The sequence below is a fragment of the Corynebacterium sp. MSK019 genome (assembly GCF_030232425.1).
GTDB lineage: Bacteria > Actinomycetota > Actinomycetes > Mycobacteriales > Mycobacteriaceae > Corynebacterium > Corynebacterium jeikeium_D.
This window is the reverse complement of sequence record NZ_JASPJT010000001.1, coordinates 264946-282381: the sequence shown is the minus strand read 5'-3', so window position 1 is coordinate 282381 and position 17436 is coordinate 264946. Positions and strand designations below refer to the sequence as shown.

The window sequence follows — 17436 nt, the reverse complement described above, 5'->3', positions numbered from 1 at the left end:
AGAGGAGCCCTGCGGAAAATGTCTAATGAACAGGCAGAAAACGCGGGGTGGGCTGTGCCGCCGCAGTCTCCAAAACAGCAGCCACAGCAGTCCCCACCTCAGGTGGTGCTGCCACCGCAGCAGAGCTGGCAGCCGACTGTCTCGGATTCGGCCATCACAGGTGTGACGCCGCGCTGGAAGGCCGATGAGATTGTTCGCAAGCGTGCGGACAGCGTCTTTCGATGGGCAATGAGCGGCGCTGGAGTATTCGCCGCATTTACCGTATTCATCTGGATGAGCATTCTGAGTCCAGGTCAGGATCTGGTGGTTTCCCTCCTCGGCGAACTGGGAGCATGGGCTTTCGGTCTCTGCGGAATGGTTTCCCTCATTGGGCTGGGTTTTTCGGTCTACAAGACCCTCCAGGTGCTGCGTGACCGCGCAACGTATGCCCGCCCACTGCTGTCGCGCACGGCAACGGATGTGCGCACGATGCACATGTGGCCAGTGCGCAACATCACGGGACCCGTGGTCGCGTTGGCTGAAACAGGAGTCACTGCCGTAATGGGGCCAGGTCGCTTTATCTGGTATCTGGCCTGCGTTTTGTGGCCACTTGCAACGGGTTGGTTTATCGCTGCCGACGTGTCCAGGACGTACTTCCAGGCCGGAATCATCACTGTTTTAGCTTGTGTGACAACTGCCCTTACGGCTCGGCTACTCCGCTACGTGTTGGCTCCCGAGGAAGTGCATCGCAACATTCCCGTTGGGGCAGGTCGCGAGCGCACCCAGCCCGGTTTTTGGTCCAAGGGCTTCATCCCCAGCGAAGCTACCGATGAACAGGGGGAGGCGGGCGCAATGGCCGTCGACAAGCAGCTTTTCGAAGGAACGGCGAGCGAATTCGTCGACGATTTTTATAAGTAGCCCAGGCAGTCGCGAATTACGGACTGCGAATAGGTATTCTGTGGCCTTGTGGGAAAGAAATCTCGTAAGAAGAATAATCAGGCCCCGGAGGGCATGAGCCGCCGTCAGGCGAAGCTGGCAGCCCGCGCTGCTGAGCGTGCAGCGTTGCTGGGCAATCCGCGTCCGTTCAAGGACTTCGACGAAGAGGCTGACATCGTGGCTGTCCGCGAGTTCGCTCCGGCTGTGGTCATTCCGGTCACGGTCGCTGACGCTGAGCGTGACATCAAGCTCTGCACCGTGCTGCCGGGTGGCGTAGCCGCACTGACGCGTGCCGCTGACCAGGGCAATGAGGCTTTCGTCGCGCTGCAGACGCAGGCTCGCACCAATGACGGCGCTGCGGATCTCTCCCGTGCGCTGGCATGGGCTTGCGATGCAGAGCCGGGTCAGCAGCTCTCCGCCGCTACTGACGGCGAAGCTGCACCGCTTACCGACGTCCTGACCGCCGTGGATCTCGACAACATGGAGGTCCACCAGGACTTCGAGTGGTGGATTCCCAAGGGCATTGAACGCACCCCGATGATCGAGCAGAACCTGGCCGTGGCTAACGACGCGATTCTCCCGTCATACCGCCTGGATGCGAAGGTCGCTGGTGCTGTGTGGTGGATTGATCCGGGCGAGCGCGCCCACATCCGCTGGGTGCGTCGTGAAGATGAGAAGCCGCTGCTGGATGCCTTGGCACGCGTGCACGCTGCGGACAACCTCTCGCTGGGAGAGGGCACGAAGTTCGCCGGTGTCTTCCGTACCGATGGCGTGCTGGTGCCGGTCTGGGACCTGGATAACACCAAGCCGCACGACCACTGGATTGCTGCCGTGGAAGAGGCCGACAAGCGTATCGCTGAGGCGCTGGCCAGCGAAGAGCCGCTGACCGCCGAGGAGCGTAAGTCCCGTGAGACCATCGTGTCCCGTCAGGTGACCATTCGGAACTAGGTACCTAGACAGCCTGGCGGAACTGGTTTAAGAACTAACGCGTGTGGCTCAGCGAAAAACTGAGCCACACGCGTTAGTTGCCTCTAAGTTATCTGAAGCAGTTTTAGCTACTCTCTTGGCTATCTCAGCTCCGCAAAAAGTGTTGGCGCTTCGATTTCGTCCCAGAGCAGCACATTGCCCGCATAACCGGTATCCATGGCGCCTGAGGTGGGCACGGTAAGAGAATCGGAACCGAAGAGCATGCGCAACATCAGCCAGGTCAGATGCCAGACGTGGTCACCATCGCCGACGAGCACGGCCTTAGTGCCAGCATTGGCCAGGCGAATCCAGCGGTAGGGGTTGAGCCATACCGCAGGTGACTTCAGCCGTCCCATCAGCGCACTCATGAATTCACGCTGCCGCTCTACGCGGTCCAAGTCTCCCTGGGCGGTAGCACGCGTGCGCACGTAACCCAGGGCACTCGCGCCATCGAATTTCTGGCAACCGGCCTGAATATTCAGGCCTGCCAGCGGGTCGTCGATGGCTTCTTCAGGGCACATTTCGATGCCACCGACAGCGTCGACGACACCGGCGAAACCGCCAAAGCCAATTTCGGCGTAGTGGTCGATGTGAATTCCAGTGTTTTTCTCTACGGTGTCGATGAGCAACTGGGGGCCACCAAATGCGAATGCCGCATTGATCTTGTTTTTGTCATTGCCCGGGATATCCACGAAGGAGTCACGCGGGATACTGACCAACTTCGGCTTACCGAACACCGGAATGTGGGCAATCATGATGGTGTCTGTGCGCTGGCCGAAATCACCACTGCCCGTCGATAGCTTGGCGGCATCTTCCTCTGACAAGCCCGTACGAGAGTCCGAACCGACGAGCAACCAGTTGGAGGACATCGTATTGGCAGGGCGATTTGCCAGACCTGAGAACGCGTCGACCCTGGTCAGGCGGATGTCAACAAGTGCCATCGTGGCGACAAGGAAGATGACGACAACCAGGATGATGGATTTAAAGCGCAAGCGTGGCAGCCGCATGCGTGGCATGCGGAAGCTCGACCTGGCACCGGCTCCGCCACGACTGCTGCGGCGTCCACCACGGCCAGAACTCGCTGTTTGTGGGGCACTGTAGTAGTCCTGCGACGAACCCTGCGAGGAAGATTGGAAATCCGCATCCGGGTTATAGCCGGGTGGAGGAAACCGCGGATCGCTGCCAGCGCGTCCGCTACCGGTCCGGTTCATCGGTGGACGGGACTCAATGCGCGTTTCGTTCAGTGGCGCCTGCCGACGTTCTGGTTGCGGCCTAGACCTGCGTGGAGGCATAGGCGCTGGGCGGGCTGCCCCTGCCCGAGAAGGGCGGTTCGGGCGGGGAGGGATGGGGCGTCGTGAAGCGCCACGCGAATCGGCCGCACGGGAGCGAGCATGCTTCGGCGACGCCTCGTCCACACGGCGGTAGATGGGGCGACCATAGCGATCTTTGAGCGGCCTGCCGTATCGGTCGCGGGCAATGCGCGAGTCGTCGAAGTTGCCTTCCATACCAATTAAGAATAGGCAACGACAGTGCACTAAGAGAACCGAGACAGCAATACAAGTATTGGTAGCGCTGGCGTTACCCTGCGTGCGACGTGCTGAAAGGGTTTGGGACCGAAGAAGAATATGCTGGAAATATGTCCGCAATGAACCAGAACTACGAACGTGCAGTCAACGAGTCGGATGTTTATGTCAAGAGCCGACATGGTGTTCCTCGAGGGTTCTTCGCCTGTGAGGCGGCGGGGCTGGACTGGCTGCGCGAGGGCGAATCTGACGGTGGTGCGCGCGTCGTGGATGTGCTGGGCGTGAGCGGGCATGCGCTGAAATTGCGTCGAATTGAGTCGATGGCGCCGAATCCACAGGCAGCGTACGAGTTTGGAAAATCGTTGGCTATTACCCACAATCTGGGCGCCGCTGGCTGGGGTGCCGGCCCCGATGAGTGGGAGGGGCACGGCTACTTCGGTCCGCTGGATCAGCCACTACAGATGGACCTGACTCCACGGGAGAGCTTCGGTGAATACTGGGCGAAAGGACGTCTGCTGCCCACGCTTGGAAAGTTGGAAAACTCCTACAATAACCGTCAGCTAGATATCTTTGACCAGCTCATTGACCGACTCTTGGCTGGAGATTTCGACAACGAGCCAGACGCTGCGCGTGTCCACGGTGACCTGTGGTGGGGAAACCTCATGTGGGATGCAGACGGCGCGATTTTGATTGACCCCGCAGCGCACGGCGGAGCCCGCGAGGAAGATCTGGCACTGCTGGCGCTATTCGGGGCAACGCACTTCAACGAGATCTTGCGTGGCTACGAATCCGTACATCCCCTGCCGGATTTCGCCGAGAGCTGCGAACTCCATCAGCTCTACGCCGTGCTCATGCACGCGGTGCTTTTTGGTGGCGGATACGCCGGACAGGCGGCGGCAATGGCGGCGAAGTACGTGCGCTAGTTGGCGTTAGCAGCCTCCAGCACGCTAGCCATCTCCAGTAGCTCTGCCTCGCCGCAGCGCACCGCACCGATATTGACGCTGGTGGCGGGGTGCACTGTGTTGGCGCTGGCACCGCTCGTACCCGGCACAGCAATCGGCACCGACACACTCGCCCACCCAGTCAGATTCCACAGCGACAACCACGGTGTCCACCGGGTTTGCTCGTCAAAGTCCTCCGACGGCGCCAACGCAGAGAAATGCCCAATACGCGGCGGATCAAACGCCAGCGTTGGCGTAATCACCGCATCGACTTCCCAACGCGACCGAATCGCGCCGGGCAGAGCCATCCGCTGCTGATGTGTCGCCGTCGCCTCCGCTGCGGAAATCTCCTGGCCACAGGCTCGAATCCACTGCACAATCTCGGAGTAGTCCGCGCGCGGCAATTTCGTGGCCATTCGCGTGATGGTCCGTCGAAAAATCTCGAACACGTCCGGACCTGCCGGATCGTAGGGGCTGGGCACTTCCACCACGTCGTACCCGGCGTCGGCAAGACGGTCAGCCGCCGCCCACGCACCGTTTGCCCAGCGCTTATCGACGTCCACCTCAGCATGAAAAGGGCTGACAGTGACACCGATGCGAAGGGGACGCTGGGGCCGTCGGAAAGCATGCGAGGTTGCGGAAAAGGGCACTCCGGCCAGTAGCGCTGCGTCATCAACTGTGCGAGTGAGGAAGGCGGGCGTGGAGAGATTTCCACCCGCAATATCGTGTGCTGGCTTCAACCCAACGAGGCCACAGCAGGCGGCGGGCACACGGATAGAACCGCCGCCGTCAGAGCCCAGAGCTGCGGGAACGACACCAGTTGCGACAGCCACCGCGCTGCCGCCCGAGGAACCGCCGGGAGTGCGTGGCGTGGTATCCGGCTGATTGGACAGCTGATTGGGCGTGGCGAAGTAGGGGTTTTCTGGGGCCGGGTAGCCAATCGGCTCGGTGTAGGCCGTCATCCCGACCTCGGAGGTGTGCGTTGTCGCCGTGAGGACCGCGCCGCGAGCCAGCAGTTTCGCCACGGGTTCCGAGGTTTCGGTGGCGGTGAAAGCCAAGTTGGTCGAGCCCATCGTGCATTCGACACCAGCGATGGTGAATAGGTCCTTGATTGCCACTGGCAGACCTAGGAGGTCACGCGGGAGTCCGTGGCTAGCGCGCCGGGCGGGTTCGGATTCGGCAGTGAGGCTGCGCGCGCGGTCGACAGCGTGCTCGGCCAAGGACGTGGCAATACCGAAACGGGCGGGATTGGTCGCGGCGTCGTCGGCAAGCGTGGCGAATTCCGAAACGATCTCCGATACCGAGATTGCGCCACTGCGCACGGCTTCAGTGAGGGCGCGGGCGGGCATCTCGGAAGAAAAGGTCATGCAATAAGTGTAGAAGCCCTCTAATCTGAGCTTATGACGACGGTTACTTATTTGGGTCCTGCGGGCACATTCACCGAGCAGGCGCTGTGGGACATGGCGCGTGCTGGCGAGATTGATCCGGCAGGGGAATCCGCGGTCAATGCGGTGCCGGTGGATAGTCCCGCGGCCGCGCTTGGAGCCGTGCGCCGAGGGGAAGCGGACTTTGCCTGCGTGGCTATCGAAAGCAGCGTGGACGGTCCCGTCACACCAACTTTTGATGCCCTCGCTGCTGGGCCGGAGCTGCAGGTTTTCCGTGAAACCGAGGTCGGGGTGGTCTTCTCTATCCTGGTCCGTCCCGGTACGACGGCGGAACAGGTGCGTACTTTTACGACACATCCTGTGGCGTATCCGCAGGTCAAACAGTGGGTGGATGCCAACCTTCCGGGCGTGGAAGTTCATCAGGCCAGCTCCAATGCGGCGGCGGCTCACCAGGTCGCCGAGGGTACCCACGACGCTTGCGCTGCCCCGGCCCGCGCGGGTGAGCTGCTCGGACTTGAGGCGCTGGCCACTGAGGTCGCCGACGTGCGCGGTGCCCGAACCCGTTTCCTGCTGGTGGGGCGCCCTGGTGTGCCGACGCCGCGCACCGGTGCCGACCGGACCTCGGTCTCCTTCACGCTGCCGAACCAGCCCGGCACACTGATGCGCGCCATGAATGAGTTCGCAGTGCGACAGGTCAACCTCACCCGCATCGAGTCGCGGCCGACACGAGAGCTCTTCGGCCTCTACCGCTTCTACATTGACTGCAACGGCCACGTTGATGATGCACAGGTTGCGGCGGCTCTCGCGGCACTGCACGAATACGCCGAAGACCTGCGGTATCTGGGATCTTGGCCGGTCGCTGAGGGCGGTCGCCGCAGCATTATGACCCCGCCGCCGGATATCTCCCAGTCAATTGAATGGGTCGACGCGCTCAAGGAAGGACGAAGGTAAAACATGACACCCGCCGCGCCCGAAAATCCAGTTGGACAGCTGCCTTTCCTCGATGACCGCCCAGACCGCCCTGAATCTGTCATGCCGGTTGATTCCCAGCGCATCATTTTCATCCGCCACGGGCAGACCACCGGCAACATCAACCGCCGCCTGGATACCGCATTGCCGGGCGCACCGCTCACCGACCTCGGTGTGAGGCAGGCGCGCAGTCTGGGACGTCTTTTGCTTCCCGACGTCCACAGAATCGGTGACATCGTCACATCCCATGCCCTGCGTGCACGCCAAACTGGTGCAGGCGCGGTCGCGAGTCTGCACCGCCTGGGAGAGACTTCCGTTCGCATCCGCCATGAGGGTGGTCTCCACGAGATTCAGGCCGGCGACCTTGAGGGGCGCAATGATCGCGATGCGCACATGGAGTACATGCGCGCCTTCTACCAGTGGCTCAATGGGGAGCTGGAGTATCGTCTTCCCGGCGGTGAATCCGGTGCTGACGTGCTGAACCGATACCTGCCGACGCTACAGCAGCTGCTGGAGCAGGCAGGAGCGACAGGTGGTGAATCCAAGGAGTCCAGGGAGGGCAGCAGCAAGGATGTCGTCATTGTCAGCCACGGCGCGGCTATTCGTCTGATTGGGCAGTATCTGACCGGGGTGGATCCGGAATACGCACTGCGACACCGCATTGCCAATACCGAGCGAATTGAGCTGGTTCCGAACGCAGCGGCCGTCGGCAAGCGTGCTGGCATTGAACCGCGCGCGTGGGATGTGCGTCGCTGGGGCGACAGCGAGTTGCCCTAGAAGGGAGCGAAACGGCGACCGTTACTGCTGACCGTTACTGCTGGCCTTCCTGAATCTCGCGGCGCTTCTGCGCTGCCAGGCGTAGGCGTTCCGTGCGACGCTTGGATTCCTCTTCGTTGATTTCGTTGAGGAGCTCTTCTTCGTCATCATTGATGTTCAAGGCGGCGCGCCCGATAAGGGCAACGGCCGCAGCGACGATGAAGCCGAGCCACGCGTTATCGATATTGGTGAAAAACATCAGAACGATAGTGACACATACGATAACGCCTGCAGCAGAATCAACAATGTTGAGCTGGCGGCCCTTTTTCATCAGGTTTTGCAGCTCTTGATCGACACTTTGATGCTGCGGATTAGCCGGGGTGCCCTGTGAACTCTCGGGGGAGACCTCAGCGGGCAGGTCCGCGAAGAGAGTTTGCAGTTCTGCCCGAGTTTTAGCGGAAGCAGCACTTTCGGCGCGTTTGGAGAACTCATCGACATCCAAGTAGCCATCAGCGAAATGATTGCCGAGACGCTCCATGGCAGCGTTGCGCTCCCTGTCGCCGACCCTGATTTCTGGCTTCTCGCTCGAGTTGTCGCTCATGGTTATTAAGGCTACAGGGAAGAAGAGGGGAGGGGACAGCATCGCGAGAGGGACGAGACCGTGCACGGCGGGACAAACTTATCCGTAGCCGAGTCGGTCCAGATCCTCCTCCTCGAGGCCGAAATAATGCCCGATCTCATGCAGGAGAGTGACCCGAATCTGCTCCACCAGCTCCTCTTCGGTGCGGCTGATGCGGCAGAGCATGTCGCGATACAGGCTGATTTGGTCAGGCGGACCCCAGTGGTTGTTAGAACGCTCGGTCAGAGGTATGCCCTCGTAGAGGCCCAGCAGTGTGGGTTCGTCGAGGTTATACGGGTGGACCTGGATGATGACCTGATCGAGCTGGTCGAGAAACTGCGTGGGGATGCGGTCGATGGCCTCATCGACAAGTGCATCGAACCGCTCCGGGCTAACGTCAACCATTTATGGTGCTGCCTCGCAATGTCCTCTTGTTTTACTGGCCGATTGTTCTATTGTCCGGCGGGAGCGACTGCGTTATCCGCAGCGCCTGCTCCTGCGCCAGTACCGTCGGCACCGACCTCACCGACGTCACCTGTGCCAGCGCCAGCGCCAGCGTCACCCTGCTCCTCCCGCAGCGGATTGCGCGGTGGCGGAGCTACGGGCGGCTGGCCGTCGATAGTGAAGGACTCGTTAGCGTGGCCGTTGAGAGTGGAGAACCCGCCCTGGCCATTGTCCTTAATCAACCAGCAGTTCACACTGCGCGAGCCGGCATTGAGCGACTCCTGCGACAGTGATGTCCAAAATGGCAGCAGCGTGGAGTTATACAGCGGGTCGTCACCGCCGAGGTAATTCTGCGCGAGAGTCACACACTGTTCCGCGAGCACATCATTTTGCTCCTGGTCAGTGGGGACGTTGTCACCGAAATGGTCGCGGAGATTGACAACTCCCGTCGACTCCATCAGATGATCTTCCACGCACGGCACCTGGCGGATGGCGCCGTTTTCGTCCAATGTCACGCAGCGGCCGCCCTCGAACACGCGGGACTGGTCCTGCCCGGCCGCAGGACCGGACATGTGCGCCGTGTTGCCGTCTTCATCGACGACCTGGATACCGCACAGGAAGGTTCGGTCACCCTTTTCCCACTGGCTAGGTGAAGGAATGATCGGCGCCGTGATAAATCGACCGTCTGGATCGTACTGGCCGCCCAGGTATTCAGTCACAGTGTTGCGACACACGCCATTTTGCAGAGCCACCAAATTGTCCGCTGTCGGGTAGTTGGCAGTTTTGGCGTATTGCCCCGGATGTTCCTCGTAATCGGCGAGATTCAGTTTCTTGGCGACCTCATAAGCGTGCGGCTGCTCACAGGGCACGACGCGGAAGTCAGAAACATTCAAATCTTCTGCCAGATTCCAGTCCAGACAGTTGCCCGCGGTTGCGCTGGTGAACGCCGTCGTCTCCTTGTCGACGATGGTCGTCGTTGTCGACGATGACGCGCTTGCCGACGAACCCTTGCCCCCAAGTGGCCCACTCGGTGGCTCGATGACTCCCGCTTGCAGCGCGAATGCCATTCCCGCGGCGCCAACCAGCATTGCCGTCGACAAAGCGCGCATTCCCCAGCTTCCACGGGAGTTATTCGAAGCGTTGGCATCGTTGCCGGCTGCGGAGGATGCACCAGCGCTGGCATCTGCGCCAGTACCTGCACCGGAGTCAGTGTCTGTGGCGGCAGCGTGCTCGCGATCCTGGTTCATATTGTCATCAGCCATAGTGACCCCATTGTGCACCGCCAATGAGCCTGTGGACAAGGTAACGCTCTGTCCGAGTTTGCGGTCCGAGTTTGCTCAATAACTTCAGGCACTACAATAGTCCGGTATTTGTTCGCTACCCGAGGACACGAGTCTTGACCTGGACTGCACTACTCAGCCTGCTGGGCGTCCACATTATTGGTATGGCCTCACCAGGGCCTGACGTCTTCTTAATCCTGCGCCTTGCCACCAAATCCCGAAAGCACGCGATCGCAGCGGTTGCGGGTATCAGTACTGGCGCCACTATCTGGATGACCCTCACAGTTTTTGGGTTCGCAGCTGTCATCACCGCCAATCCTTTGCTGATGGGCGTAATCCAGCTTGTCGGTGGCTGTTATCTCATTTACATGGGTATCAGTATGGCCAAGGCAGGCATCAATACTCTCCGCGAACTGCGCGCCGGTGCCGCACCAGCCCTGGGAAGCGAGGCGCTCCGGTCGCCGAAGGCGACGTTCCGCCAGGGCTTTTTCACCAACATGTCGAACCCGAAGATTGTTCTCTTCCTCGCGGCAGTGCTTTCACAGTTCATTCCCGCAGGCGCATCCGTGGGGACGCTTGTGCTTTGTACGTTGGTGCTAATCGTCTCCCAAATCGCTTTCTTCCTATTTATCGCAATCGTGGTGTCGACGGATGCCGTCGTCAAGCGAATGGTGCTGGCAGGGCCGTGGATTGACACTGTCGCCGGCGTGATCTTCCTCGTCCTCGGCGCGCTGCTGGTCGCCTCAGGAGCGGAAGCGGCACTCTAGCAAGCCTTGTGCCTGCTTGCCGACGTAAACCAGGTACTCTAGGGGACGTGATTGATCTCAAATTTCTTCGCGAAAACCCTGAAGTAGCCCGCGAGTCCCAGCGCACCCGTGGTGAGGACCCGGCATTGGTCGATCAGCTGCTGGAAGCTGACGCTAAGCGCCGTGAGGTTATTGCCTCCACCGACGCGCTGCGTTCAGAGCAGAAGGGCTTCGGCAAGAAGATTGGTCAGGCGTCGAAGGAAGAGCGCCCGGCCATGCTGGAGAAGGCCAAGGAGCTTTCCGACGCCGTGAAGGCAGCCGAAGCGGAGCAGAAGGAAGCCGAGGCTGAGGTCGAGCGCCTGCAGTACCTGATTGGCAACATCGTTACGGGTGCGCCCGCCGGCGGCGAAGATGACTTTGTCGTGCTGGAGGAAATCGGTGAGATTCCACAGTTCGACTTTGAGCCCAAAGATCACCTGGACCTCGGTGAGTCGCTGGGTCTTATTGATATGGAGCGTGGCGTCAAGGTCTCCGGTTCCCGCTTCTACTTCCTGACCGGTTACGGTGCCATGCTGCAGTTGGCCATGATGAACCTGGCTGCTCAGAAGGCAACTCAGAATGGCTTCCAGCTGATGGTGCCGCCGGTGCTGGTTCGTCCGGAGACCATGTCGGGTACTGGCTTCCTCGGTGCGCACTCCGATGAGATCTACTACCTGCAGGAAGATGACCTCTACCTGGTCGGTACCTCGGAAGTCGCGCTGGCCGGCTACCACTCCAACGAGATTATTGACCTGTCGGAGGGGCCGCGTCGCTACGCTGGTTGGTCTTCCTGTTTCCGTCGTGAAGCGGGCTCTTACGGCAAGGACACCCGCGGTATCCTGCGCGTACACCAGTTCGACAAGCTGGAGATGTTCTCCTACTGTCCGCCGGAGCAGGCGGAGGCAGAGCACCAGAAGCTGCTGAACATGGAGCGCGAGATGCTGGCCGCGGTCGATGTTCCGTACCGCATCATCGATGTTGCTGGTGGTGACCTGGGTGCATCGGCTGCCCGCAAGTTCGATACCGAGGCATGGGTGCCGACGCAGAACACCTACCGCGAGTTGACCTCGACTTCGAACTGCACGACTTTCCAGGCTCGTCGTTTGAAGACCCGCTACCGCGATGCCGATGGCAAGTCTCAGTACTGCGCCACCCTAAATGGCACGCTGGCCACGACGCGTTGGCTGGTCGCCATTCTGGAAAACCACCAGCAGGCCGATGGTTCTGTGGTGATTCCGGAGGCGCTGCGCCCGTTCATGATGGGCAAGGAAGTTCTCGAGCCGGTTAAGCGAGCCGGTTAAGCGAGCCGGTTAAGCAGGTGCGGCCCCGCCCCAGTTCATCCGCGACTTCACGACACCTATGTCACCTCATGCCACCTCCACAGCTGGCATGAGGTGACGCCTGTGTCGTGAAGTGGCTTTTTTCAGGCGTGACTTGTTTAGCTGCGCTAAAAAATTAATTGGGGGATTGAGAAGGTAAAAACACCAGGAAGGTTGAGAGTAGAAACACAACCGAAAACACAACTGAACCAGGGGGATAGCCTCACTCGAGGTGGTAGAGGTTGTGTACAACATTCGGGATTACAGCAATTTTGCTGATGTGTCTTTCACCTGCTGATGTATCCTGCACCGTGATTTAAGCTGCTCCAGCTTTCTTCCACGCAGCCTTCAGCCCAGCTCGGAGGGGCAGGACGAGGCAGGCAGACGAAGCCACGGCCGAAGTGAGGGCAACGCCAGCTCGCACAAATGCTGGATTGAGCTTGGAGTTTTCTTCCGTGAGAATGCCGATCAGCTGAGATGGCGCAATTGTGCTTGCGAGCGCGCCTAGGGACGCAACGCGCAGCGCGTCTTCACGGTCATCTGCCTTGAGCAGCGAAGCAGCTGAAAATCCAGCTCCGACCGTAGAAACCACGAAGGGAAGAAGCAGAGTTTCCTTCGGTGCTGTCTTCTGAACTGCCTCGCCGTTTAGCTTCCATTTGGTGTGGACTTCTGCAGGCAACTGCTTCCAGGACATAGCCAGTGCGACTCCGTGCGCAACCGTCACGGCCGCGGGGAGAAGAGCGGTCGCCTGCAGTGTGCGAGCTGGAATTTCAGAGATAACCTCACCGTCAATATCGTCCGGTCGGACAATCCCCAGCTTGGTCGCTACTGCGGCCCAGTTGATAGACCAGCCAAAACCCAACAGGTGAGGTTGGAGGATCCGCGGGTCGTCCATGTTCCACAGGGAAGCGCGACCGCTTTTGGTAAATACCCGAAGCGGTTTGGAGAGGTACCTGCGCAAGGTGTTTGGTTCGCCAACTTGTTCGGCTACGCAATTTGCGTAGTCGGTCGCCGTTCCCAGCTCTTCGGTCAGGTCCGCGTGGACGTCGTTAAGCTCTTGCAGAAGACTCTCCTGCTCGGCGATGATCGCCTTGCGTTGTGCGTGCGATATGCCGATTTCGCGCAGTTTGTGGTCAATGGCAGTGAGGTAGGTGTTCATTGGGGCTCCTCGGAAAATAGTGCGGTCATGTCGGCGGATAGGTCGATGAAGTCCTGATGCAGTTGCGTGAGTGTTTGCTTTCCTTTGGCTGTCAGTGAGTAGTACTTGCGCGGCGGCCCTTTGGGGGATTCCTCCCAGCGATTGCTAATCAAGCCGTTGGTGGTCAGCCGCGAGAGTAGGGGGTAGACGGTTCCCGCGGGCGCGCTGAGGTGGGGGTAGGCGTTGAGCTTTGCGACGAGTGCCGCGCCATAGAGCTCTTCGCGAGAAATCAGCTTGAGAATGGCGAGCTCAAGTACCCCTTTCTTCAGTTGTGTCTGTGGACGTTTGGGCATAGCGTTGTGCTTTCTTTCCGGCGGTATGGAGGAATCTGCCCAGGCAGAATACTTTTCATACCTAGTACCTTGTAATACCAACTATACGCACAGTAGTTTGTATTGCCAAGTACTGCATGCTTTATACGGCGCGGAGAGGGCAGGGCAAAGAAAATGAGGGGCAATTGCCAGAAGGCAATCGCCCCTCATTCCACCGGGTTAGCTCTATGGAGAACTCGTAACTGCTAGGAAGCGGTTCGGTTCCTATTTAGCGTTCAATTAGATACGCGCATCAAGCCAGGCAATAGCCGTCGCAATGGCCTCGTGCTGTGCCGGCTCGTTGAAGGTCTCGTGGAACTGGCCTTCGAACTCGATCAGCTGCTTGTCGGTGGACGAGATGCCGTTGTACCAGTCGCGCGAGAAGAACGGCGGCACAATCTCATCCTGGCCGCCCATCATGACCAGGGTCGGCTCAACAAAGTCGACAGAGTTGGTGCCGTTGTAGGTGGCGGCAAAAGCCATCTGCTGAGCCATGCCGAGCGAGAGCTTGGAGTTGTTGTACGGATCAGTTTCGTACTCATCACGCACTGCCTGCGAAGAAGAGGTCTTCGAACCCAGCGGGTTGCCAAGCTGAATCAAGTCGCTGCCGGGTAGTGATGGCACGCGCATCTCGGTGCGGTTCGGCACTTCCTTGAGCATGCGAGTGTTGAATGTGGTCATGTCCTGGAATGGCAGGCGCTGGTAAATCGTCGGCTGCGCCTCGCGCTGGACATCGGTCATGGCCTCTGGGGTGATGGTCTCGCCCTCGTCTGTGCCACCGTAGGGGTTGAAAAGAGCGCCACCACCGTTGGCGACAATGCCATCGACACTGCCCGGGTACTTGATGCCGTGGAAGTCCACGGCAAGGCCGCCCATGGAGTGGCCGAGCAGGAAGGTCTTCGTGCTCGGGTTCTCCGCCTTGGCCTTTTCGACGAGCATGTGCAGGTCATCGACAAGCGAGTGGAAATCATCAATATGGCCACGGGCAACTGGGGTTCCTTCGACCTGGCCCGAGTGGCCGTGCCCACGGTGGTCAATGCGGTACACGTTGTAGCCGGCGTTCAGCAGCTTGCCGGTTACCCACTCGTAGCGACCCAGGTGTTCTGCAGCGCCATGCACGACGACGACAGTGGCTTTGGCATTCGGGATGGTGTTGGACTTCCAGTAAATCTGGGTGCCCTTGCCATCCTGTGAGGTCATGTAGCCGTCGGTGACCGTCACGTGGCGTCCGTCAACCGTAGTGGTTGGTGCCGGGGTGGTGGGCAGCTCGACCATCGCAGTGGACTGCGGGTCAGGAGTTGGCTCCAGTGGGTTCTTGATGAAGTCCGTTGGGGCTGCTGATGCTGCCGGGGTGGCCAGGGCCAAAGTCAGGGCGGTGGTCACACTCGCAGTGAAAATTGATGCGTGACGCATGATTGCTCTTTTCTGTTTTCAATCGAGGAGTGGATGATAGTTATAATAATTTTATTATAACAAACAAGCCCTGAATTTATAATAAAAATAGCCCGGAAAACCGAATAGGTTTTCCGGGCTATTTTTCGGCTCTTACGAGCACTTACTCAGGCTTCGGTGCCTCCTCAGCATCCGTATCCTCGACCCAACCGTAGGTGCGTTCAACGGCACGGTTCCACTGGTGGAACAGGCGATCGCGCTCTTCGGCCTCCATCTTCGGACGCCACTTCTTGTCAATCGTGATGTGAGCCTTGACCTCATCCAGGTTCGACCAGAAGCCAATGCCAAGGCCCGCAGCGTATGCCGCACCAAGGGCCGTGGTTTCAATGTTGTTCGGGCGTGTGACAGCGACATTCAGGATGTCGGACTGGAACTGCATGAGGAACTCGTTCATGGTCATGCCACCATCAACGCTCAGCGTTGTGATGTCCGTGTCGGATTCTGCGACCATGGCGTCGAGGACCTCGCGGGTCTGGTACGCAGCAGCCTCCAGCACAGCACGGGCAATGTGGTTTCGGTTGACGAAACGGGTCAGACCGACGATGACGCCACGAGCGTCCGGCTGCCAACGAGGAGCAAAAAGACCGGAGAAGGCCGGCACGATGTACACGCCGCCGTTATCCTTGACGCTCTTTGCCTTGTTCTCAATGGATGCCGCATTCGGAATCATCTGCAGCTCGTCGCGCAACCACTGAACAAGTGCACCGCCCATGGAGACGGAGCCCTCGAGCGCGTAGACCGGCTTCTCTCCCTCGACCTGGTAGCAGACGGTGGAGATGAGTCCGTGGTCAGACCACTTCGGCTTCTCACCAGTATTCATTAGCATGAACAGCCCAGTGCCGTAGGTGTTCTTGGTGTCGCCCTCGCCGAAGCAGCCCTGGCCGAACATGGCGGCCTGCTGGTCGCCGAGGATGCCAGTAATCGGTCGCTCCGCAAGAGAACCGCGGGCGCGGATACGGCCGAAGTCGCCTACCGACGGTCGGATGTCAGGCAGCATCGACATCGGAATGCCAATTTCACGGCAAATGTCCTCATCCCACTCGAGGGTCTTGAGGTCCATCAGGAGAGTACGGGAGGCGTTGGTGACGTCGGTTGCGTGAACTGCGTCTTCGCCGTTGTCGCCCTCTGCACCACCGGTGAGATTCCACAGCAGCCAAGTATCGATGGTGCCGAAGAGTAGATCGCCAGCCTCAGCCTTTTCGCGAGCTCCCTCGACGTTGTCGAGAATCCAGCGCACCTTCGGGCCAGCTGGGTAGGAGTTGATACGTAGGCCCGTGGTCTCACGCCAGCGGTCAGCGCCTTCATCCCCCATGAGTTCCTTGCAGATCTCATTCGTGCGGGTGTCCTGCCAGACGATGGCATTGTAGACCGGTTCACCAGTGTTCTTGTCCCAGACGACAGTGGTTTCACGCTGGTTGGTGATACCGATGGCATCAATATCCTGGGAAGCAATGTCGACATCGGCGAGAGCTTCGCTGACTACTCGACGAGTGTTGGTCCAAATCTCCTGAGCGTCGTGCTCGACCCAGCCCTCTTCCGGGAAAATCTGCTTGTGTTCCATCTGTGCAACAGTGACGATTTCTGCGTCATGGTTGAAGATGATGCAGCGGGTGGAAGTAGTTCCCTGGTCAATGGCGAGGACGTATTTGCTGTGCGTCATGGGGGATACTCCTAGCGAAATTGTGTGTAAATGTGAGTGTTCAGGCTTGCGATATTTTATTGTGCGATATCTCTCATATTCCCGTTATCCGATGGCAAAGGCAAGAGCGCCTGCAGCCACGGCTGCCAGCATCGGTGCGACAATCGGAACCCATGCATAGGCCCAGTTCGCATCGCCCTTGCCCTTAATCGGGAGCACGAAAGCGTAGGCCAAACGCGGGCCGAGGTCACGAACAGGGTTGATGGCGTATCCGGTCGGGGAACCAAGGGAAAGACCAATCGACACAATGATGAACGAGACACCGAAGTAGGTCAGCGGGCCAAGTTCGCCGCCGGCTGGGCCGAACAGGATGAATGCGAGCAGAACGAAGGTCGCGATGAACTCGGTGACGGCATTCCAAAAGTTATTTGGGTGAACCGGCGCGGTGAAGAAGTTGCCGCCAGTTTCGGCATTCGCATTGGTTGGGTTGCCGTTTTCGTCGACACCATTGGCGTCGAACAGCTGCTTAAAAGCGGCCCATGCCAGGATTGCACCTACGAATGCGCCCAACAGCTGACCTGCAACATAGTACGGAACCAGGTCCCATCCCAGGCTGCCCTTGATGGCCAGGGCAACGGTTACCGCAGGGTTCAAGTGCCCACCGGATACGTCGGCAATAGATGCACCAGCGAAAACTGCCATACCCCAACCGAAGGCGATGCCCATCCAGCCAGCGTTTGCTGCGCGAGTAGTCCGGAGGTTGATAGAGGCACAGACTCCGTTACCGAGCAGAATTAGAATGGCGGTTCCGAAAAACTCCCAGAGGAATGCCTGGGATCCTGTGATTGTCTCCATGAGATGTGAAACTCTCTGTGCGTCGTGACCGGGAAAGGCCACGAGGAATCGTGCAACGTAAATTCTTTGGGTATAAGAA

General features: G+C 59.4%; 17 protein-coding genes. 7 read left to right on the top strand and 10 right to left on the bottom strand.

Going from position 1 to position 17436, the window contains the following annotated elements:
- Positions 1 to 18 precede the first annotated feature (18 nt).
- Both QP982_RS01160 and QP982_RS01155 read left to right on the top strand, forming a co-directional pair.
- A complete protein-coding gene (locus QP982_RS01160) occupies positions 19 to 897 on the top strand; it encodes a hypothetical protein (protein WP_070429925.1) in 879 nt (292 codons plus the stop codon).
- 48 nt (positions 898 to 945) lie between these two features.
- Positions 946 to 1863, top strand: coding sequence for a DUF5926 family protein (locus QP982_RS01155; RefSeq protein ID WP_070429924.1), 918 nt, complete (start codon positions 946 to 948; stop codon positions 1861 to 1863).
- A 119-nt stretch (positions 1864 to 1982) separates the two neighbouring features.
- Here QP982_RS01155 and QP982_RS01150 read toward each other — a convergent pair whose 3' ends face one another.
- A complete protein-coding gene (locus tag QP982_RS01150) occupies positions 1983 to 3386 on the bottom strand; it encodes an LCP family protein (protein WP_246815149.1) in 1404 nt (467 codons plus the stop codon).
- Between the two features lie 131 nt (positions 3387 to 3517).
- Between QP982_RS01150 and QP982_RS01145 the strand changes: the two genes are divergently transcribed.
- On the top strand, positions 3518 to 4327 hold the full coding sequence (locus QP982_RS01145) for a fructosamine kinase family protein (protein ID WP_284870097.1): 810 nt from the start codon (positions 3518 to 3520) through the stop codon (positions 4325 to 4327).
- Here the strand turns inward: QP982_RS01145 and QP982_RS01140 are convergent.
- Entirely contained in the window at positions 4324 to 5712 is a 1389-nt protein-coding gene (locus QP982_RS01140) for an amidase (protein ID WP_070549935.1), read from the bottom strand. The genes QP982_RS01145 and QP982_RS01140 overlap by 4 nt on opposite strands.
- Positions 5713 to 5745: 33 nt before the next feature.
- Between QP982_RS01140 and pheA the strand changes: the two genes are divergently transcribed.
- Together pheA and QP982_RS01130 are read left to right on the top strand one after the other, a co-directional pair.
- Complete coding sequence (pheA, locus tag QP982_RS01135) at positions 5746 to 6681, top strand: prephenate dehydratase (RefSeq protein ID WP_005510446.1); 936 nt, start codon at positions 5746 to 5748, stop codon at positions 6679 to 6681.
- A gap of 3 nt (positions 6682 to 6684) precedes the next feature.
- Entirely contained in the window at positions 6685 to 7476 is a 792-nt protein-coding gene (locus tag QP982_RS01130) for a histidine phosphatase family protein (protein ID WP_070549937.1), read from the top strand.
- A gap of 34 nt (positions 7477 to 7510) precedes the next feature.
- On the opposite strand, the gene QP982_RS01125 is transcribed toward QP982_RS01130, so the two are convergent.
- The 3 genes from QP982_RS01125 to QP982_RS01115 form a co-directional block, all read right to left on the bottom strand.
- Complete coding sequence (locus QP982_RS01125) at positions 7511 to 8056, bottom strand: DUF1707 SHOCT-like domain-containing protein (protein ID WP_038627001.1); 546 nt, start codon at positions 8054 to 8056, stop codon at positions 7511 to 7513.
- Between the two features lie 78 nt (positions 8057 to 8134).
- On the bottom strand, positions 8135 to 8479 hold the full coding sequence (locus QP982_RS01120) for a metallopeptidase family protein (protein WP_038626990.1): 345 nt from the start codon (positions 8477 to 8479) through the stop codon (positions 8135 to 8137).
- A gap of 47 nt (positions 8480 to 8526) precedes the next feature.
- Positions 8527 to 9780, bottom strand: coding sequence for a septum formation family protein (locus QP982_RS01115; protein ID WP_240593260.1), 1254 nt, complete (start codon positions 9778 to 9780; stop codon positions 8527 to 8529).
- Positions 9781 to 9914: 134 nt separating this feature from the next.
- Between QP982_RS01115 and QP982_RS01110 the strand changes: the two genes are divergently transcribed.
- Positions 9915 to 10565 carry a LysE family translocator gene (locus QP982_RS01110; protein WP_016421665.1) on the top strand — a complete coding sequence of 217 codons (651 nt, stop codon included), beginning with the start codon at positions 9915 to 9917 and terminating at the stop codon, positions 10563 to 10565.
- A 47-nt stretch (positions 10566 to 10612) separates the two neighbouring features.
- Positions 10613 to 11884, top strand: coding sequence for a serine--tRNA ligase (gene serS, locus QP982_RS01105; protein ID WP_048731242.1), 1272 nt, complete (start codon positions 10613 to 10615; stop codon positions 11882 to 11884).
- A gap of 334 nt (positions 11885 to 12218) precedes the next feature.
- Here serS and QP982_RS01100 read toward each other — a convergent pair whose 3' ends face one another.
- The 5 genes from QP982_RS01100 to QP982_RS01080 form a co-directional block, all read right to left on the bottom strand.
- On the bottom strand, positions 12219 to 13061 hold the full coding sequence (locus QP982_RS01100; protein ID WP_070549939.1) for a DUF5808 domain-containing protein: 843 nt from the start codon (positions 13059 to 13061) through the stop codon (positions 12219 to 12221).
- Positions 13058 to 13393, bottom strand: a complete 336-nt coding sequence (locus tag QP982_RS01095) for a PadR family transcriptional regulator (protein ID WP_049190945.1) — start codon at positions 13391 to 13393, stop codon at positions 13058 to 13060. Before QP982_RS01095 ends, QP982_RS01100 begins: the two co-directional genes overlap by 4 nt.
- A gap of 258 nt (positions 13394 to 13651) precedes the next feature.
- Entirely contained in the window at positions 13652 to 14824 is a 1173-nt protein-coding gene (locus QP982_RS01090; protein ID WP_150960703.1) for an alpha/beta hydrolase, read from the bottom strand.
- 142 nt (positions 14825 to 14966) lie between these two features.
- Positions 14967 to 16523 (bottom strand): glycerol kinase GlpK, encoded by a 1557-nt coding sequence (gene glpK, locus QP982_RS01085; RefSeq protein WP_048732791.1) that lies wholly within the window; start codon positions 16521 to 16523, stop codon positions 14967 to 14969.
- An 84-nt stretch (positions 16524 to 16607) separates the two neighbouring features.
- Positions 16608 to 17357, bottom strand: a complete 750-nt coding sequence (locus QP982_RS01080; protein WP_187271216.1) for an MIP/aquaporin family protein — start codon at positions 17355 to 17357, stop codon at positions 16608 to 16610.
- Between the last annotated feature and the right edge of the window lie 79 nt (positions 17358 to 17436).